General features: G+C 67.7%; 14 protein-coding genes. 1 reads left to right on the forward strand and 13 read right to left on the reverse strand.

Annotated elements, in window-relative coordinates:
• Position 1: 1 nt before the first annotated feature.
• From KIT89_RS08345 to KIT89_RS08385, 9 genes are all read right to left on the reverse strand, one after another.
• Positions 2-1783 carry an ABC transporter ATP-binding protein gene (locus KIT89_RS08345; protein ID WP_297600194.1) on the reverse strand — a complete coding sequence of 594 codons (1782 nt, stop codon included), beginning with the start codon at positions 1781-1783 and terminating at the stop codon, positions 2-4.
• A gap of 21 nt (positions 1784-1804) precedes the next feature.
• Entirely contained in the window at positions 1805-3082 is a 1278-nt protein-coding gene (locus tag KIT89_RS08350) for a saccharopine dehydrogenase C-terminal domain-containing protein (RefSeq protein WP_297600197.1), read from the reverse strand.
• Positions 3083-3203: 121 nt separating this feature from the next.
• Positions 3204-4439, reverse strand: coding sequence for a multiple monosaccharide ABC transporter permease (mmsB, locus tag KIT89_RS08355; RefSeq protein WP_297600200.1), 1236 nt, complete (start codon positions 4437-4439; stop codon positions 3204-3206).
• Positions 4439-5968 carry a multiple monosaccharide ABC transporter ATP-binding protein gene (gene mmsA / locus KIT89_RS08360; protein WP_297600203.1) on the reverse strand — a complete coding sequence of 510 codons (1530 nt, stop codon included), beginning with the start codon at positions 5966-5968 and terminating at the stop codon, positions 4439-4441. Before mmsA ends, mmsB begins: the two co-directional genes overlap by 1 nt.
• Before the next feature lie 107 nt (positions 5969-6075).
• On the reverse strand, positions 6076-7194 hold the full coding sequence (gene chvE, locus KIT89_RS08365; protein WP_297600206.1) for a multiple monosaccharide ABC transporter substrate-binding protein: 1119 nt from the start codon (positions 7192-7194) through the stop codon (positions 6076-6078).
• Between the two features lie 110 nt (positions 7195-7304).
• Complete coding sequence (araA, locus tag KIT89_RS08370; protein WP_297600209.1) at positions 7305-8825, reverse strand: L-arabinose isomerase; 1521 nt, start codon at positions 8823-8825, stop codon at positions 7305-7307.
• Positions 8822-10420: a xylulokinase gene (locus KIT89_RS08375; RefSeq protein ID WP_297600212.1), complete on the reverse strand. Its 1599-nt coding sequence runs from the start codon at positions 10418-10420 to the stop codon at positions 8822-8824. The genes araA and KIT89_RS08375 overlap by 4 nt, the downstream gene beginning before the upstream one ends.
• Complete coding sequence (locus KIT89_RS08380) at positions 10417-11133, reverse strand: L-ribulose-5-phosphate 4-epimerase (RefSeq protein ID WP_297600215.1); 717 nt, start codon at positions 11131-11133, stop codon at positions 10417-10419. Before KIT89_RS08380 ends, KIT89_RS08375 begins: the two co-directional genes overlap by 4 nt.
• Positions 11134-11343: 210 nt before the next feature.
• Positions 11344-12378, reverse strand: a complete 1035-nt coding sequence (locus tag KIT89_RS08385) for a LacI family DNA-binding transcriptional regulator (protein WP_297600218.1) — start codon at positions 12376-12378, stop codon at positions 11344-11346.
• 145 nt (positions 12379-12523) lie between these two features.
• Between KIT89_RS08385 and KIT89_RS08390 the strand changes: the two genes are divergently transcribed.
• On the forward strand, positions 12524-13636 hold the full coding sequence (locus KIT89_RS08390; protein ID WP_297600221.1) for a hypothetical protein: 1113 nt from the start codon (positions 12524-12526) through the stop codon (positions 13634-13636).
• An 11-nt stretch (positions 13637-13647) separates the two neighbouring features.
• Here KIT89_RS08390 and KIT89_RS08395 read toward each other — a convergent pair whose 3' ends face one another.
• From KIT89_RS08395 to KIT89_RS08410, 4 genes are read right to left on the reverse strand one after another with little or no spacing between them, the layout of a single operon-like run.
• Positions 13648-14811, reverse strand: coding sequence for a cystathionine gamma-synthase (locus KIT89_RS08395; RefSeq protein ID WP_297600224.1), 1164 nt, complete (start codon positions 14809-14811; stop codon positions 13648-13650).
• A complete protein-coding gene (locus KIT89_RS08400; RefSeq protein ID WP_297600226.1) occupies positions 14808-16211 on the reverse strand; it encodes a cystathionine beta-synthase in 1404 nt (467 codons plus the stop codon). Before KIT89_RS08400 ends, KIT89_RS08395 begins: the two co-directional genes overlap by 4 nt.
• A 55-nt stretch (positions 16212-16266) precedes the next feature.
• Positions 16267-17703 (reverse strand): mechanosensitive ion channel family protein, encoded by a 1437-nt coding sequence (locus tag KIT89_RS08405; protein WP_297600228.1) that lies wholly within the window; start codon positions 17701-17703, stop codon positions 16267-16269.
• Positions 17696-19861, reverse strand: a complete 2166-nt coding sequence (locus tag KIT89_RS08410) for an adenylate/guanylate cyclase domain-containing protein (protein ID WP_297600230.1) — start codon at positions 19859-19861, stop codon at positions 17696-17698. Before KIT89_RS08410 ends, KIT89_RS08405 begins: the two co-directional genes overlap by 8 nt.
• Positions 19862-19915 lie beyond the last annotated feature (54 nt).

Here is a 19915-nt window from a genome sequence, read left to right on the forward strand (position 1 = left end):
TTCAGGGCGCCTGCACCCGGTGCAGCTCGGCATAGCGGCCGCCTGCCGCGAGCAGCTGCTCATGGTCGCCGATCTCGACGATGCGGCCCTGTTCGAGCACGACGATGCGGTCTGCCGAGCGGATCGTCGACAACCGGTGGGCGACCACGAGCGTCGTGCGACCAGACATGAGGCGAGCGAGGGCTTCGGCGATGGCGGCTTCAGACTCGCCGTCGAGCGCGCTCGTGGCCTCGTCGAGCAGCAGAATGCTCGGGTTGCGCACGAGGGCCCGCGCGATCGACAGCCGCTGCCGCTGGCCCCCTGACAACCGTGCACCGCGCTCGCCCACCACGGTGTTCCAGTCGTCGGGCAGCGAGCGCACGAATTCGAGCGCGTTCGCATCGCGCAGTGCGCGCTCGACGCGCTCGTCGTCGACCTCGCCGAGACCGTAGGCCACGTTGTCGCGCACGGTGCCTTCGAACAGCACCGACTCTTGAGGAACGACCGAGACGTGCCTGCGCACCGTGCGCACGTCGAGCTCGGCCATGTCGACGCCGTCGAGCAGCACGCGGCCGCCGGTCGGCCGCACGACCCCGAGCACCAAGTTGAGCAGTGTCGACTTGCCCGAGCCAGATGAACCGACGAACGCGATCGTCTCACCCGCGGCGATGTGCAGGTCGATGCCGTCGAGGGCGTGGAGCGCAGCATCCGGATACCGGAACGACACCCTCTCGAGCGCGATCTCGCCGCTGACGCTGTCGACGGCACGGCGGCCCTCATTGCGCTCGAGGTCGGGCTCGTGCAGCACTTCGGCGATCGATCGCACCGACTCGGTGCCGCGCGCGATGATCGGCAGCAGCATGAGCAGTCCGGTGGTGCTCGTCGTGAGCAGCGCGAAGTACGAGCTAAGCAGCACCACTTCTCCGGGAGTGATCGGCAGCAGGCCGGTCAACGAGAACCACGCGGCGAGCACCAGGCAGCCGACGCCGAGCAGCTGCAGGCTCACCCATGAGAGCGAGGCGAACCGACCGTTGAGCAGATCGAGAGCGAAGCCGGCGCTGCGCACGCCTTCTGCCCCGGCGGCCACGCGCTCGCGCGCCACCGACTCGAGGCCGTGCGCTCGCGTGATCGGCATGAGGGTGGCCATCTCGCCCACTCGCGCCGAGAAGTGCTCGACCTCGCGTCGAAAGGTCTCGTTGCGTGCATCGCTGCGGCGCTGCAGCACAGCCTTCAGCACGACGGCCAGCGGTATCGCGAGCGCGTAGACGGGCAAGAACTGGGGCACGCTGATCGCGGTCATCGTGACGGCACCGATGAGCACCATGGTGGCCGAGAGCATCGGGTGGGCGGTCTGCTGCAGCATCACCTCGATGTTCTCGACATCGCGCACCACCTTGGTCTGCACGATCGCAGAGTTTGCGCGCGCGTGAAACCCGATCGAGAGCTCTTGCAGTCGCGCGGCGAGCGCGTTGCGCAGGTCTGCACCGATGGCGCGCACAGCGCCCATGAAGAACCGGGTGTACGCGACATGGCCCGGATAGTTCTGCAGCAGCGCGACGACAGCGATGGCGGCCCAGAGTGCGAGCGACTGCACCGGGCCGCCGTCGACGACGATGTCGATGATGGCCGCCGTGATGACGGGCATGAGCCAGAGCGGCGTGTCTTTGACGGCGAAGAACGCGACGGCGATGAGCACGCGACGACGGTGGATGCCCAGCAAGCGCAGCACGCTGCGCACCGCCCGGCGTCCGTCGACGGCGTGCTGCACGGCGGCAGCAGTGTCGGAAAGCGTTTGCCGGGCCATGCCTCGATTCTAGAGTGACCGTCAGTGGGCGGGCGTGCGCTCTTGGAGGCCCCAGGCCTGGCCGTAGCCGCCCTCGGCCTCGGGCCTCGCCATGAGGTCGAGAAACGGCTCGGCGTCGAAGGCTTCGGGGCCGAGCACGCCTGCGCCGCTCCAGGCGCCGGTGGCGAGCAGCTCGAGGGCGATGACGGGGTTGAGCGCGGTCTGCCAGACGACGCACTGAGCCTCGTACTCGGCCATCGTCCACTCGTTGTCGCTCACGTGATACAGGTAGACATCGCGGGGCGAGCCGTCGACTCCGGTGCCGGTGACCCAGAGGCCCGCACAGGTCTTGCCGGTCATCCGTGGGCCGAGCGTGGCAGGGTCGGGCAGGCCGGCGGCGACGACGTCGCGCGGGGCCACCTCGACGGGGCCGTTCGCAGACCGCACGCGAAGGGGCTCGGTCTTGTCGAGCCCCAGCTGGTTGAGCGTCTTGAGAATGCCGATGAACTCGTCGCCGAGCCCGTACTTGAAGGTGACGCGCTTGGCGTCGACCCAGCGCGGCATGAGCAGCACTTCTTCGTGCTCGACGTTGACGCACTCGACTTCGCCGATGCCCTCGGGAAAGTCGAAGACCTCGGGCTCGCTGAACGGCGGCGTCGTGAACCAGCCCTTGTCTTTCTCCCAGATGACGGGAGGGTTGAGGCATTCTTCGATGGTCGTCCAGATGCTGAACGATGGAGCGAAGATCTCGTTGCCCTCGTCGTCGCGCACGACCAGGTTGGCGCCGTCGCGCGTGCCGAGCTCATCGATCTCGCTGAAGAGGTGGTCGGCGGCGTAGCGCGCGAACACGTCGCTGAGCCCCGGCTCGACGCCCATGCCGACGAGCGCGAGGCGCCCGGCAGCCTGCCACTCGTCGGCGACGGCGAACTGCTCGTCGCCGAGCTTGACGCCGGTCTTCGCATGCGGCTCGTCGGGGTGCGGCACCGACAGGCTCATCGCCATGTCGACGTAGTCGGCGCCTGCCGCTCTCGCGCCCGTGAAGATCGGCATGACGAACTTCGGCTCGACAGCGTTCATGACGTGGGTGGCTGCGTGCTCACGGGCGACCTTCTCGACCACGGCCGCGTCTGAGGCATCGATCTGGGCGGCGACGAACCGGTCGCCCTGCGGGCCGTGCTTCGCCGTGATCCGGGCGATCGTGCGCTCGGCGCGGCTGATGTCGTAGTCGCTCACGATGATCGTCTCGAAGAACGATCGACGGGCAGCGATCTTGGCGATGGCGTCTCCGACGCCTCCGGCGCCGACCAGCAGTATTCTCATGCGCTCATGTTATCCAGATGGACAACAGTTGCGCCAGCCCCTTCTCTGCGCCGCGGGATGCTCTGCCGACCATGCGACGAGGGGGCGGCCGCACGGCCGCCCCCTCGTCGTCAGCACATCGCTAGCGCGCGACGCTCGCACCCGAGCGGCGCTTGTTGTAGACGTCGAAGGCGACCGCGAGCAGCAGCACCAGGCCCTTGACGGCCTGCTGCCACTCGATGCCGATGCCCATGATCGACATGCCGTTGTTGAGCACGCCGATGATGAGACCACCGATGATGGCGCCGCCGACCGTGCCGATGCCGCCTTGCACTGCCGCGCCGCCGATGAAGGCCGCCGAGATGGCCTCGAGCTCGAAGCCGTCACCGGCCTTCGGCCCTGCCAGGTTGAGACGAGCCGTGAACACGAGGCCGGCGAGTGCAGCGAGTAGACCCATGTTGACGAACAGCCAGAAGTCGACCGAGCGAGTCTTGACACCCGACAGCTCGGCTGCGCGACGGTTGCCGCCGACCGCGTAGATGTGCCGGCCGAAGACGGTGCGGTTGGCGATGATGCCGTAGGCCATGACGAGCACGGCGAGCACGACGAGCGTGACGGGAATGCCCTTGAACGTCGAGAGCGCGTAGAAGAACGCACCGATGCCAATGGCCACGAACGACATCTTGATGATGAACCAGACCGTCGGGTCTACCTCTTGGCCATACTTCTTGCGCCCGTTGCGGGTGCGCAGCTGCTGGGCGATGAGGCCGATGATGGCGATGAGGCCGATCATGAGCGTCACGACATCGATCTGACCCCCGCCGAGTTCAACGGGAAAGTTGATGAAGCCGTTGCCGAGCGCTCGATACTCTTCGGGGAACGAGCCGATGTTGGCGTTGCCGAGCGTGATGAGGGCGAGCCCGCGGAAGATGAGCATGCCCGCCAGCGTCACGATGAACGCTGGTATGCCAACATACGCGATCCAGAAGCCCTGCCAGGCTCCCACGATGGCGCCGACGACGAGGGCACCGATGATCGCGAGCCACCACGGAAACCCGAGGTCTCGAATGAGCACACCAGACACGGCACCGATGAACGCGGCGATCGAGCCGACCGAAAGGTCGATATGGCCCGCCACGATGACGAGCACCATGCCGATCGCGAGAATCAAGATGTAGCCGTTCTGCACCACGAGGTTCGAGATGTTCTGCGGACGCAGCAGAATGCCGTTGGTCGTGATCGAGAACAGCACGACCACGGCGATGAGGGCGATGAAGATGCCGTTCTTGCCGAGGTCGGTGACGATGTGCTGCAGGGTGGGCGGTAGCGTGATGCGGCCGAGCTTCTTGGCCGGGGCTTTCGTCGCGGTGTCAGACATTAGCGCTGCTTCTCCAGGGTCATGAGCTTGAGGAGGGCTTCGGGGGTGGCGTCGGCCACGGGCATCTCGCCCGTGATCCGACCTTCAGAAAGTGCATAGATGCGATCGCAGATGCCGAGCAGCTCTGGCAGCTCAGACGAGATGACGATGATCGCCTTCCCTTCACTCGCGAGTCGATTGATGATCGTGTAGATCTCGTACTTGGCACCGACATCGATGCCGCGCGTGGGCTCGTCGAGAATGAGCACCTCGGGGTCGCTGTAGATCCACTTCGAGAGCACGACCTTCTGCTGGTTGCCGCCCGAGAGCTGCCCGGTCTTCGCGAGCACCGTGGGGCTCTTGATGTTCATGCTCTGCCGGTACTCGTTCGCGACTCGGTACTCTTCGTTGTCGTCGACGAGCCCGAACGTCACGAGCTTGCGCAGCGAGGCCATCGAGATGTTGCGCTTGATGTCTTCGATGAGGTTGAGCCCGAAGGTCTTGCGGTCTTCGGTCGCATAGGCGAGCCCGTTGCGAATCGCCTCGTCGACCGTGCGGGTCTTGATCTCTGTGCCCCGCTTGAAGACCTTGCCCGTGATGCGGCTGCCGTAGGTCTGGCCGAACAGGCTCATCGCGAACTCGGTGCGCCCCGCGCCCATGAGCCCCGCGATGCCCACGATCTCACCGGCGTGCACCTTCAGGTTGACGTTGTCGACCATCACGCGGTGCGAGTCTTGCGGGTGATGCGCCGTCCAGTTCTCGACCCGCAGCACCTCTTCACCGATGTGCGGTGTGTGGTCGGGGTAGCGGTGCTCAAGGTCGCGGCCCACCATGCCCTTGATGATGCGGTCTTCTGAGACATCGGCATGCTCGATCGTCTCGATCGTCTTGCCGTCGCGGATGACCGTGACAGAGTCGGCCACCTTCTTGATCTCGTTGAGCTTGTGGCTGATGATGATCGACGTGATGCCCTGGCCCTTGAGGTGCCGCATGAGGTCGAGCAAGTGATCTGAGTCGCTGTCGTTGAGGGCTGCCGTGGGCTCGTCAAGAATCAGCAGCTTCACCTCTTTCGAGAGCGCTTTGGCGATCTCGACGAGCTGCTGCTTGCCGACACCGATGTCGATGATGCGCCGCGTGGGGTCTTCGTCGAGCCCGACGCGCGCGAGCAGCTTCTTGGCTTCGAGGTTGGTGCGATGCCAGTCGATGAGCCCGAGCGGGCCCTTGACCTCGTTGTTGAGAAAGATGTTCTCGGCGATCGAGAGATAGCGGCTCAGCGCGAGCTCTTGGTGAATGATGACGATGCCCTTGGCTTCGCTCGCGCGGATGTCGCGAAACTCGACGACCTCGCCTTCGAAGACGATGTCGCCCTCGTAGGTGCCGTGCGGGTAGACGCCCGACAGCACCTTCATGAGCGTCGACTTGCCGGCACCATTCTCACCGCAGATGGCATGAATCTCGCCGCGGGCGACCTCGAGGGTCACATCGGCGAGCGCCTTCACGCCAGGGAAAGTCTTCGTGATCGACCGCATCTCGAGGATGTTCTGGGTCACGTTGAGCCCACTTCCTTACGTCTTCGGGGGAGGAGCCGGTGGTGGGGAGCCTAATCGCACTCCCCACCACCGGCCAGTATCACCTGGTGATGGGTGACCCGGTCTGGTTACAGACCGAGGTCAGCCGCCGTCCAGTAGCCGGTGTCGACGAGCGCCGACTGCACGTTCTCGGCGATGACGGGCACCGGGCCGAGCAGGTACGACGGCACGATCTTCACGCCGTTGTCGTAGGTCTCGACGTCGTTGATCTCGGGCTCGCCGCCCTCGAGCAGCGCCCTAGCCATCTGCGCCGCAACCTTGGCCAGCTCACGCGTGTCCTTGAAGATGGTCGCGAACTGCTCGCCCGCGAGAATCGCGCGCACCGAGTCAACCTCGGCGTCTTGACCCGAGATGATCGGGAAGTCGACGCCCACGGCGTAGCCGGCGTCGGTCAGGGCCGAGATGATGCCACGGCTCAGGCCGTCGTAGGGCGACAGCACTGCGTCGACCTTCGTGCCGTCAGAGTAGTTCGCCGTCAGCAGGTCTTCCATGCGGCTCTGGGCGACTTCGCCGTCCCAGCGCAGCGTGGCTGCCTGCTCGATCGAGGTCTGACCCGACTTCACGACGAGCGTTCCGTCGTCGATCAGCGGCTGCAGTTCGTTCATGGCGCCGTTGAAGAAGAAGAACGCGTTGTTGTCGTCGAGCGAGCCGGCGAACAGCTCGATGTTGAACGGTCCCGACGGTGCATCGGCCGCGGGGTTGCCCTCGAGGTCGGTGAGTCCGAGGCCGGTGAGCAGCGTCCACGCCTGCTGCTGACCCACGAGGAAGTTGTCGAAGGTCGCGTAGTAGTCGACGTTCGCCGAGTCGCGGATCAAGCGGTCGTAGGCGATGACGGGAATGCCGGCGTCAGCCGCATCCTGCAGCACCTGCGTCAGGGTCGTGCCGTCGATCGAGGCGATGATCAGGGCTTCTGCGCCCTGGGTGATCATGTTCTCGATCTGGTTGACCTGGGTCGGGATGTCGTCTTCGGCGTACTGCAGGTCGACGCGGTAGCCCGCGGCCTCCAGCTCAGCCTGAACAGCGTTGCCGTCAGCGATCCAGCGCTCTGACGAGCGAGTGGGCATGGCGACGCCGATGAGGCCTCCGTCGCCATCGCCACCGTTTTCTGCGGCGGGAGCCGCGCAGGCTGCGAGGCCGAGCGTCATAGCGCCCGCTGCGAGACCTGCGAGAAGAATGTTCTTCTTCACTGTGTGTCCTTTCATTGGGGATGTGGTGGTGCTTCAGTCAGCGTCTCTCCGACGAGTCGCCGACCGTTCTCGGGGCATGCCCCGAGAGGTCTGAGTGATCGACGCCGGGGTCATAGCCCCTGTGCCAATCGGTAGTAGGCGGCGTTCGAGCGCACGTCGCGCTGGAACCCCTCGAGCGTGGTCGCCTCGTCGATGACGAGCAGCTCGACGCCGGCCATCGTGGCGAAGTCTCGAAAGACGTCGACACCCACCTGAGTGGTCATGACCGTGTGATGGGCGGCTCCGGCCGTCAGCCAGGCTGCGGCAGAAGTGGTGAAGTCGGGCGCGGGCTTCCACACCGCGTGGCCGACGGGCAGGTGGGGCATCGGCGCCGGCAGGGCGACGTTCTCGACGACGTTCGCCACCAGGCGAAACCGGTCGCGCATGTCGCTGAGGGCTGCCACCACGGCCGGGCCGGCGTCGGCCGTGAAGACCAGTCGAACCGGGTCGTCTTTGCCGCCGATGCCGAGCGGGTGCACCTCGAGTCGAGGCTTCTGCGACGTGAGCGAGGGGCTCACCTCGAGCATGTGCGCACCCAGAATGAGTTCGTTGCCGGGCTCGAGGTGGTAGGTGTAGTCCTCCATGAGCGACGCACCGCCGGGCAGCCCGGCGCCCATGACGGCGGCCGCGCGCACGAGCACCGCGGTCTTCCAGTCGCCTTCGGCGCCAAAGCCGTAGCCGTCTGCCATGAGGCGCTGCACCGCGAGGCCCGGCAGCTGCTTGAGGTCGGCGAGGTCTTCGAAAGAGGTGGTGAAGGCGCCGAAGCCCCCTGCTTCGAGAAACCCGCGCAACCCGAGTTCGATCGCCGCTCCGTAGCGCAGCGACTCGTGCCGCTCGGCGCCCGGGTGCAGTTCGGGCGCCACGTCGTAGAGCTCGAGGTACTCGGCGACGAGTGCGTCGATGTCGGCATCGCCGACGGCGTGCACGGCGTCGGCGAGCTCGGTGACGCCCCACGTGTTGACCTGCACGCCGAACCGCAGTTCGGCCTCGGTCTTGTCGCCTTCGGTCACGGCGACGTAGCGCATGTTGTCGCCGAACCGCGCGAGCTTGAGCGCGTGCGTCGCGTGCCACCCTGCCGCAGCGCGAGCCCAGACCGCGACTCGGTCGGTCACGGCGGGGTTCGAGACATGCCCGACGACGGTCGTGCGCGGCACGCTCAAGCGCGCGGCGATGTACCCGAACTCGCGGTCGCCGTGGGCGGCCTGGTTGAGGTTCATGAAGTCGAAGTCGATCTCGCCCCACGGCAGCTCGGCATTGGCTTGCGTGTGCAAGTGCAGCAGCGGCTTGGTCAGGGCGTCGAGTCCGCTGATCCACATCTTCGCCGGGCTGAAGGTGTGCATCCACGTGATGACGCCGATGACGTTCTCGGCGGCGTTCGCCTCGCGTATGACGCGCAGAATGCTCGCCGAATCGACGAGGGTCGGCTTCCAGACGATCGAGACCGGGATGCTCGCCGCAGCTTGCAGCCCCGCGACGACCTGCTGCGACTGCTCGGCTACCTGGCGCAGGGTCTCATCGCCGTAGAGGTTCTGGCTTCCGGTGAGAAACCAGACCTCGTAGGTCGTCAGGTCGGGAACGATGCTGCGGGTCACTGAGTGCCTCCTGCTAGTGCGTCGACGGCGCGACGCTGAATGTCGAGCCCTGCCTCGTAGCGCGCGAGGTAGGCGGCGAAACCTGCCGTGTCGTCGGCGTGCGGCGCGACGATGTGCGTGTCGGCGCTCGCGAAGACGCGGCTCTCGAGAAAGGTGTCGAGGTCTCCGCCGCCGCTCGCGGCGAACGCGGCGAGCACGGCGATGCCCCAGGCTCCGCCCTCGGAGGCGCTCTCGGCGACGCCGACGGGGGCGTCGAGGGCCGTGGCGAGGTAGCGCTGGGCGACACCCGGCGTGCGGAACAGGCCCCCGTGCGCCTGCATGCGGTCGATCGCGACGCCCTCATCGTGCAGGGCGCGCATGCCGAGGCTGAGGGTCGCGAAGACGCCGAAGATGTGGGCGCGCATGAGGTTCGCGAGCGTCAGACGACTCTCGGGCGTGCGCACCACGAGCGGTCGACCCTCGGTGAGGTGGGCGATGGGCTCGCCGGCGACCTGGTTGTAGGCGAGCACTCCCCCGGCGTCGGGGTCGGCCTCGAGCGCCTCAGTGAGCAGGAGGCGGTACGACTCGTCGGCGTCAACGGGCGCGCCCGAGAGCTCGGCGAACCGGCGGAAGACCGCGACCCATTCGGCGAGTTCGCTCGTGCCGTTGTTGCAGTGCACCATCGCGACGGGATGCCCCGCCGGGGTTGCCACGACGTCGAGTTCGGGGTGCACCCTCTGCAGGGGTCGCTCGAGCACCACCATCGCGAAGATGCTCGTTCCGGCGCTGACGTTTCCGGTGCGGGGTGCGACGGCATGGGTCGCGACCATGCCGGTTCCGGCGTCGCCTTCGGGCGGGCAGAACAGCGCGCCGGGCTGCAGCGCACCGCTCGGGTCGAGCAGCAGTGCGCCCTCATCGGTCAGTGCGCCGGCGGCGTGACCCGCGGGCAGAACGGCGGGCATCAGGCTGGCGAGCGGGTGCGCGAGGGCCGAGCCCGCCGCGGCCGCGTCGTACCGCGCGAGCAGCTCGGAGTCGTAGTTCTCGCCAGCTGCATCGATCGGAAACATGCCCGAGGCATCGCCGATGCCGAGCACGCGCTCACCCGTGAGCTTCGCGTGCACATACCCGGCGAGGGTCGTGATGAAGCGCACCTGCGAGACGTGGCTCTCGCCGTCGAGCACCGCCTGGTGTAGGTGGGCGATCGACCACCGCAGGGGGATGTTCACGCCGAACAGGGCGGTGAGCTCAGCGGCCGCGGCGCCCGTGCTCGTGTTGCGCCAGGTGCGGAACGGCACCAGCAGCTCGTCGGCGTCGTCGAAAGCGAGGTAGCCGTGCATCATGGCCGAGACGCCGATGGCCGCCACGGCAGTGAGCTCGGCGCCGTGGCGCTCGCGCGCGTCGACCACGAGAGCGGCGTATGCACCCTGCACCCCGGCCCACACCTCGTCGAGCGAATACGTCCAGACACCGTCGACGAGCTGGTTCTGCCACTCGTGCGAGCCGGTCGCGAGCACCTCGCTCGGGTTCTCGCCCACGAGGCACGCCTTGATGCGCGTCGAGCCGAGTTCGATGCCGAGCACGGCGCGGCCCTCGGTGATGATCTGCGCGCCGCTCATCGGGTGTCACCGCCCTGCGCCCCGGGCTGGCCGTAGACGTTCTGGTAGCGCTCGAAGAGAGCGTCAATCGCGGCAGGCTCGATCGGCAGTGGGTCGCCGAGCTGTCGGGCGATGTGCACCGTTCGGGCCACGTCTTCGAGCATGACGGCTGCCTTGACCGCGTCTCGCGCGTCGCGGCCGATGGTGAAAGGCCCGTGATTGCGCATGAGCACCGCGCGTGAGCGGTGGCCGGTGAGGGTCTCGACGATGCCGCGGCCGATCGAGTCGTCGCCGATGATCGCGAAGGGCCCGACGGGAATCTCGCCGCCGAACTCGTCGGCCATCGCCGTGATGACGCACGGAATGCTCTCGCCGCGCGCGGCCCAGGCCGTGGCGTAGGTCGAGTGGGTGTGTACGACGCCGCCCACCTCGGGCATGGTGCGGTAGACGTAGGCGTGCGCCGCCGTGTCGCTCGAGGGCGCGCGGTCGCTGCCGGGAGTGTCGGGCACCACGGCACCGTCGAGGGTGCACAAGATCATGTTCGCAGCGTCGAGGTCGTCGTAGCTCACACCACTCGGCTTGATGACGAAGAGGTCGGCGCCGGGCACTCGGCCGCTGACGTTGCCCCCCGTCCAGACCACGAGCCCGTAGCGCACGAGTTCAGCGTGCAGTGCGGCGACCTCGTCGCGAACGCGCGCGATGGCGACTTGCACTTCGGGGCTCAGCGCGTTCACGAGACTCCATCGTCACTGCGGCGACGGTTGCCCGGCGCCGGGTAGCTTGCAGGGGGTGCGGTGTCGGCGAACCGACGACCCGCGCCGTGTGACCGTGATGTGACCGTTCACAAAGCGCTAGGTGACAGTACAGGCGAAACGGTCACATCTGTCAAGCCGATGCCGAGACGAAACGGTCACAAGTCGGTAACGACCGCGGAATAGCGAGTGCTAGTGGCGAGGCGCCGTCGATTCGCGCACCACGAGCTCGGGCTGCACGGGCTCATGGTTCATGCCCACATCACCGCGCAGCTCGCCCAGCAGCAGGGCCACGGCCCGCCTGCCGATCTCGGCAAAGTTCTGCCGCACGGTGGTGAGCGGCGGCGAGAAGTGCGCCGCCTCAGGAATATCGTCGAAGCCGACGATCGAGATGTCGCCCGGCACGTCGAGGCCCGACTCGCGGCACGCGTGCATGAACCCGAGCGCCATCTGGTCGTTGCCGATGAAGGCGGCCGTGAAGTCGCCGTACCGCAGCAGCTCGATGCCGGCGTAGTACCCGAACGAGGCCGTCCAGTCACCCAGGATGGGCGCTCGTGTGCGCAGATCGGCGTCGCTCAGCTCGCGCAGAAAGCCCTGCATGCGCGCCTCGGCCTCGATCCAGTCTTGCGGGCCAGAGATGTGCATGATCTCGGTGTGCCCCAGTTCGATCAGGTGCCTGGTCGCCAAACGGGCACCCTGAATCTGGTCGACCCACAGCGAGTGCGACGTGTTGAGCCCGGTCGCCTCGAGCGTGACGAAGGGCACACTGACTTGCAGATCGTTGATCGCCTCGAAGACTCGCACTTGCGGCGCGATCACGATGAGGGCCTCGATCGACTGGCTCATCAGGTAGTCGAGGCCCGCCTTGATCGAGGCGTAATCGCTCGAGTTGATGTTCGTGATCGACAGCCGATAGCCGGCTTCGCGCGCCGCCGTCTCGATGGCGTGGATGCTCGTCGCCGGCCCGTAGTGCACGGTCTGCGACGAGAGCACTCCGATCGTGCGTGAGCGGCTCGTGACGAGCGCGCGCGCCGCCTGATTCGGTCGGTAGCCGAGCTGCGCGATCGCGTCGCGCACGCGCTGCAGCGTTTCGGGCCGGATGTTCGGGCTGTCGTTGAGCACGCGAGACACCGTCTGGTACGAGACCCCGGCCACCCTCGCCACGTCGCGGATATTGGGCGCGCGAACGCGCTCGGGCTCAGCCGAGTGCTCGTCGTCGGTCGCCATCGAAGTCCGTTCGCGTCGCGATGTGTACGTTCACATCAGCACGCCCATTATGCACGCACTGGCGCTCTCACAGCACTGTCACGGGGCCTCACTAGACTGTGGCGACGATCCGGCGGCCCCGCAGTCGCCCCCGAGGAGGACACCCATGCTGCACACCGACATCCCCACCGACGAAGAACTGCGCTCGCTCGCCTCGACTCGCTCGCTGCACTGCGTGTCGATCTACCTGCCGACAAGCACCATCGCCGCAGAGGCCGAGCAGTCGCGCATCGAGCTCGGCAACCAGCTCACCGCGGTGGTCACGCAGCTCGAAGAGGTCGGAGCAGACAAAGCGGATGTCGCCGGAGTGCGCGAGCTCATCACGAACCTCATCGACGACTCCTTCTTCTGGAGCTATCAGTCGACGAGCCTCGTCATCTTCGCCACCCCCGAGCGCTTGCTCACCTATCGCATTCCCAACCGCGTGACGCCGACCGCGCAGGTCTCTGACCGCTTCCACCTCAAGCCCCTCCTGCGCGCCGTGAGTTTTCCGCAGGCGGCGTTCGTGCTCGCGCTCTCGCAGAATGCAGTGCGGCTGATCGAGGTGACGATCGACGGGTCGGCCGAAGAGGTGTCAGTGCCCGACCTGCCGGCCGACGCCTCTCGCATCTTCGCGACCCGTGGCGACAAGGGTTCGGCCCGCCTCATCGGCGCTGAAGGAGAAAAGACCCTGCTCGGTCACTACGCCCGGCAGATCGACGACGCGATCAGGCCCGTCGTCAACGGACTGCATGTTCCCCTCATCGTCGCCGCCACCGAGCCGCTGGCGAGCATCTTCACGAATGCCAGCCGCTACGCCGCGGTCGCGGGCGAGACCATCGGCGGCAACGCCGAGACGATGAGCCCGAATGAGCTGGCCGCCGAAGCCCGCCCGATTCTCGACCGGCTCTACGCCGGTGAGGTCGCCGCCCTCGCCGAGCGCGTCTCAGACGCCATCGGCAGCGGCACGGGGTCGTCTGACCTGAGCGACCTCGCGCGTGCGGCGACCTACGGCGCGCTCAGCACGCTCATGGTCGACATAGACGGCGTGATTCCCGGCTTCCTCGACGAGCAGTCTGGGGCCATCACGCTGTCAGAGGCCGACGACGCGATCGACTACGGCATCGTCGACGAGATCGCACGGCGTGCGCTGCTCACCGGTGCACGGGTCGTCGCCGTGCGGGCCGACGACGTGCCGGGCGACAGCCCCGCGGCGGGCATCATGCGGTTCGCCGTCTGACGACCGCGCGACTACAGGGCGTCGAGAGCCTGTCGCACATCGGCGACGAGGTCGTCGGCCTCTTCGATGCCGACTGACAGTCGAATGATGGCATCGCTCACCTCGAGGTCGGTGCCGCGCACCGAGGCGTGGGTCATCTCGCTCGGGTAGTTGACGAGCGACTCGACCCCGCCGAGCGATTCGGCGAGGCTGAAGACCCGCAAGCTCTCGGCGAAGGCGCGTGCCGCTGCGGCACCGCCAGCGAGCTCGAGCGAGAGCATCCCGCCGAAGAGTCGCATCTGGCGTGCGGCGAGCTCGTGACCGGGGTGGGTCGGCAGGCCGGGGTAGTAGACCCTTGCCACCGCCGAGTGCCCCACGATCGACTCGGCGATCGCGTGGGCATTGGCCGAGTGCTGCCGCATGCGCACCGCGAGGGTCTTGATGCCGCGAGTGGTGAGCCAGGCATCCATCGGGCTCGAGACGGCCCCCGCCGCGAACTGCAGAAACTGCACCTGCTCGGCGAGCTCTGCGTCATTCGTGACGACGGCTCCGCCGAGCACATCTGAGTGGCCGCCGAGGTATTTCGTCGTCGAGTGCACCACGACGTCGGCCCCGAGCACGAGCGGCTGCTGCAGAAAGGGGGTGGCGAAGGTGTTGTCGACGACGACGAGGGCTCCGACGCCGTGCGCGAGCTCGGCGAGCGCCGTGATGTCGGTGATCTTCATGAGCGGATTGCTCGGCGTCTCGAGCCAGAGCACGCGCGGGCGCAGCGACTCGAGCGCGTCGCGCGCGGCAGCGAGGTCGCTCAGTTCGAGGGTCGTCAGGCCGACACCCCACGGTTCGAAGATGCGGCGAACCAGTCGATGGGTGCCACCGTAGACGTCGTTGCCCATGAGCACGTGGTCGCCCGGGCGCAGCACCGCGCGCAGCAGGGCGTCTTCGGCGGCGAGACCCGAGGCGAACGACAGCGCGAACCCGGCGCCCTCGAGCGAGGCGAGCTGCGTCTGCAGCGCATCGCGCGTGGGGTTGCCGCCGCGCGCATACTCGTAGCCGCCCCGCAGGTCGCCGATCGATCGCTGCACGAAGGTCGACGTGAGATAGAGCGGCGGAATCACCGCTCCCGTCGTGGGGTCGAACTGCTGACCGGCGTGAATCGCCCTCGTCGCGAAGCCGTGCATCATCTCGTCGTCGCTCATCGGGCGTCACCCGAGGCCGACGAGAGCGCCGCGATGAGATCGGTGCGTGTCAGCAGCCCGATCGGGTTGCCTCCGTCGAGCACCATCAATGCTTCAGGATGCCGTCCGCCCGCCCCCCGATCACCGAAGCGCTCGCGAGCAGACTCGAGGCTCTCGTGTGCGCCGACCACGGGCAGGCTCGGCCCCATCGCCGCCGTCACCGGATCAGCGGGGGTCACCTCACCGGTCGCGAGCGCCCGCAGCAGGGTCGCCGAGTCGACCGAGCCGATCACTTCGCCGAGCACGACGGGAGGCTCGGCGGCGAGCACCGGCACGGCTCCCCCGGTGGCTTCGAGCACCGAGATCGCGTCGGCCACCGAGTGCTCGCGCCGCACGTGCGCGAGTGCACGCGGCGGGCTGCCGAGCAGCGCGGCGACGGTCGGCGAGCCTGTGGCGTGCGTGAAGCCGTGGCGGCGCATCCACCCGTCGTTGAAGATCTTGCCCAGGTAGCCGCGACCGCCGTCGGGCAGCAGCACAACGACGACGTCTTCGGGGCCGAGTTCGCGCGCCACTTCGAGTGCGCCTTCGGCGGCCATGCCGCATGAGCCGCCCACGAGCAGCCCCTCTTCGCGCGCGAGGCGCACGGTGAGGTCGAACGACTGCTGGTCGCTGACTGCGACGATGCGATCGACGACCGAGGGGTCGTAGGCCGCTGGCCAGAAGTCTTCGCCGACGCCCTCGACCAGGTAGGGGCGGCCGGTGCCGCCAGAGTAGACGCTGCCGACGGGGTCGACGCCGACGATCTGCACGCGACCGCCCGCGCGGTCGGCGCTCACCTCGCGCAGGTAGCGCCCCGTGCCGGTGATGGTGCCGCCCGTGCCGACGCCGGCCACGAAGTGCGTCACTCGGCCTTCTGTGTCGCGCCAGATCTCGGGGCCGGTCGTCTCATAGTGGCTGAGGGGACCGTTCGGGTTCGCATACTGGTTGGGCTTGAACGCCCCGTCGATCTCGCGCGCGAGGCGATCACTCACCGAGTAGTACGACTCGGGGTCTTCGGGCGCGACGGCGGTGGGGGTCACGACGATCTCGGCGCCGTATGCGGTGAGCACGTTGCGCTTGTCTTCGCCGACCTTGTCTGGCAGCACGAACACGCAGCGATAGCCGCGCTGCTGCGCGACGAGGGCGAGGCCGACGCCGGTGTTGCCGCTCGTCGGCTCGACAATGGTGCCGCCGGGCTTCAGCAGCCCCTCTCGCTCGGCAGCGTCGATGATGCGCGTCGCGATGCGGTCTTTCGCCGAGCCGCCCGGGTTCAGGTATTCGACTTTGGCGAGCACCGTCGCGGCGATGCCCTCGGTCACGCGGTTGAGCTTGACGAGCGGGGTGTCGCCGATGAGATCGACGATCGTGTCGGCGTACTTCATGCCCGCGAATCTATCAGCGGGCTTCGGTGTGTGACGTCGCCGCGGTCGTGATCGCCTAGTACGCGATCGCTCTCGACCCCGCCGGAACCTCGAGCCCTGCTACCGCGAACGCCTCGCGCACGAGCTTGCGCCGGTTGTCGATCTCGCGCCCGAAGTCTCGAGCGAGCTCTGGCTGCTCGTCGACGAGCTCGTCGACGACGTCGACCGGCACGAAGAGCACCGTCATCTCGGTGAGCGCGTCGACGACGGCGTTGATGCCCTGCCGCGTGAGCGAGGTGAGGCCCAGAATGGCGTCGCGGCCCAGCTCGGTCACGGGCACGCGAACCCCGCCGGCCGCTTCGACCATCATGCGCGCGGCACCCGAGACGACGAAGCGGATGCCGTTGGGCACTTCGCCCACGTGCTGCACGCGCTCGCCCTCGACATAACGTTCGACGCGCACGCGTCCGGCCAGATCGCGCACGCGCTCGGGCGTGCAGTAGAGCGCCGCGGCGAACTGGATGAGCAGCTCGCGCCGTCGCTCGACCGTGTCGTAGTCGACGTAGTAGTCGCCGTCGAGGTGCAGCCCGGCCCGACGCGCCGCGTACCAGAGCCTGCGCCGAAACTCGGTGAGCGCGTCGTACTCGTCGCCGGGCGTCGGCACCGGCAGGTTGATCTCGTACTCGCCGTCGGCGAAGGTGCCGACACTGGGCGTTGCTCCCGGGGCGAGCTGCGGCTGGTCGGCCGCGGTCTGCGTCATGACGCGGATGACGGTCTCGGGAGGGTCTTCGGTGGCGAACCGCACCATCGCGCACGCCGTGTATGGCGCGCGCTTGGCGGTGAAGTTGCGAAACGACGAACCAGCGAGCTCGGAGTTCGGCACGATGACGATGCCCGAGACGGTGCGAATGTGCACGCTGCGCCAGTTGACTTCAACCACGCTGCCCCGCACGTCGCCCACCTGCAGCCAGTCGCCGAGCTGGAAGGGCTGCTCGAACAGCAGCAGCAGGCCAGACAGCACTGAGCCGACGGCGTTCTGCAGCGCGAGGCCGATGACGATCGACCCGATGCCGAGCGCGGTGAAGAGCCCGCCGACGTCGGCGCCCCACACCCAGGAGAAGAGCAGGGCGAGCGAGATGATGATGAGCAGAAACCGCCCGACGTCGATGAAGATCGAGGGCAGCCGATCGCGCCAGGTGCCCTTGCGCGCGGTGGCGAACAGGGCGACGTTGACACCGTTGATGAGCACGAGAATGACGAGAAAGCCGAGCACGGTCGCGACGATGCGGCTCCACGAGGCATCGACCTCGGCTTGGTCGACCTGGCTCAGCAGCACGAGCAGCGCCGCGATCGGGGCGATCCAGTTGCGAATCAGTCGCACGACCCGCTCGGCGGGGTTGCCGCGCCGCACGAGCGCTTCGAGCACCTCGCTCAGCACGAGCAGCACGATGGGCAGACCGACGATCACGGTGAGCGAGGGCCAGAACCAGCTCTCGTTCCAGATCTCAGTCACCGCCGACCAGCCCTTCGACGCGCCAGACCCGCTGCGAGCCCTGCGTCGTGCGCACCTCGCCCACCTCGGTGAGCCGCACCCCATCAGACAGCCCTTGCGCAACGCGCTGGGTGACGAAGATGCCCGACTCAGAGCGGTCGGCCTGAATGCGGAACGCCAGGCTCACCGCTTCGCCCCAGAGGTCGTAGACCATGTGCGCCCTGCCGACGAGCCCGCTCGACGCCGAACCCAGGTCGAGGCCGGCACGCAGCGCGAGCCTCGCCCCCCACTGGGCGCTGAACCGATCGAGAATGCGCTGCAGCTCGAGCGCGAACTCGACGATGCGCCTGGCGTTGTCGATGCGCGGCACCGTGAGGCCGCTCGACGCGAGGTAGCCCTGCGTCGTCGTGCGCACGTGCTCGACGCCGATGGCCGCCGCGGCGTCGTCGAACTGCCGCACGAGATCGTTGTAGGCCTCGAGGGTCGCTTCTGAGTCGAGCGCCAGAGTGAACTCGTCGAACCCGACGACGTCGGCGTAGAGCACGGCGACATCGTCGTGGTCTTCGGCGATCGTGTGCTGGCCTTCGCGATAGCGACGGATGATCGGCTCGGGCATGAGCGCGCGCAGCAGCGTCTCGCTCTCAGCGCTCTGAGCGTCAAGCAGCTCGGCCTTGACCTGCAGGCTGCGGCTCATGTCGTTGAAGGCCGAGGCGACGCTCATCATCTCGTCGCTGTTGCCCGCGTCGACCGTCACGCCCGTCTCACCCGCCGCGATGCGCTGCGCCGCGTCGCCGAGGCGGCGCAATGGCCGCACGAACACGCGGGCCAGCAGCAGCGACAGCACCGAGACGATGAGCGCGAGCACCGCCGACGAGATGACGAGGTTGCGCGTGAACTCTGATACGGGCGCGAACGCCTCGCCCGTGTCGACCTCGGCGATGACGATCCAGCCGAAGCCGTCGATGTCGACCTGGCCGAAGGCGCTCAGCGTCTCGCGGCCCAGGTAGTTGGTGGCGATCATGGTGCCTTCGCCGCCGGCGAGCGCAGCGGCCGCTGCCGCCGACCGCACCGGCACGACGTCGAGCGTGCTCTGCCGCACGAGCGCACGATCGACGGCGGCGGCAGGCACTCCCGCGCCCGTTGCTGCCGTCGCGAATGCCTCGGCGTCTTCGAGCAGCAGTCGCGAGGGCGACCGCATGAGGCCGTCGGCGCCGACCAGATAGGTCTCGCCCGTGGCACCGAGCCCGCCCTGGCTCCAGTCGCCGTCAGCCGTCATGACGTTGCTCAACCGTTGAATGGGCAGCTCGACGGCCATGGCGCCGACGAGCTCGCCACCCGAACCGATCGGCGTCACCGCCCAGGCCGCGGGCAGGCTGAGCGAGGGGGGATACTCGGCGAAGTCGGTGAAGGTCACGGCGCCCAACTGGTTGGCGCTCATCGCCGCGCTGTATGAGGTGGCGAGGTTCGAGAACCGGTAGGGCCCGGTGAGCACGTCGGTGCCGAGGTCGACGCCCTTGAACGCGCTGTAGACCACGATGCCGTCGGCGTCGATGAGCAAGACGTCTTCGTAGTCGAGCCGCTGAGTCATCGTTCTGAAGTAGTCGTGATACCGCGCGTGCGTCTCAGACCACGCGCTGCCGTCGCCGGCATCATCGACGGCGATGGCCGACGAGAACTCGGTGTGCGGCGCGGTGTAGTGAACGTGCAGGTAGCGCGCGGCGGCAGAGCTCGGCACGAAGCTCGACACATCGACCGGCCCGCCGGTCGCCTCGGCGAGCGCCGGCCCGAACACCGTCGAGTAGTAGGCGTCGAGCTCGGCGACCTGCTCGTCGGTGAGCTCTGCGTCGGCGAGTTCGTCGTATCCGGCCGAGAACGCCTGCACGGCGGCGACGACGCTCTCACCTCGAGCGTGCACTCCGACGGTGTTCTCGATCGTGGTGAAGAGTCTGGCGACTTCGCGCGCCCTCGAGTCGCGCACCTCGACGAGCCGCTCGAAGGCGGCATCGCGCAGCGAATCGGTCGCGTTGACATAGCCGATCATGCCGACGAGCACGTTCGACGAGAGGCTGACGCCCAAGAGCATGAGCAAGACGGTCGACTGGATGCTCAGCCCCGCCCGCTGGCGTCGCGCCCGAGCCGCGCGTGCCGCGGGCGGCGACTCATCGACAGCGTGCACCATGGGCTTCCTCGTGCTCAGTGGACGTCAGGCGGAGGGCGCGCAGAACGCGCGCGT

Origin of the sequence: Microcella sp., assembly GCF_025808395.1 — a bacterium.
GTDB lineage: Bacteria > Actinomycetota > Actinomycetes > Actinomycetales > Microbacteriaceae > Microcella.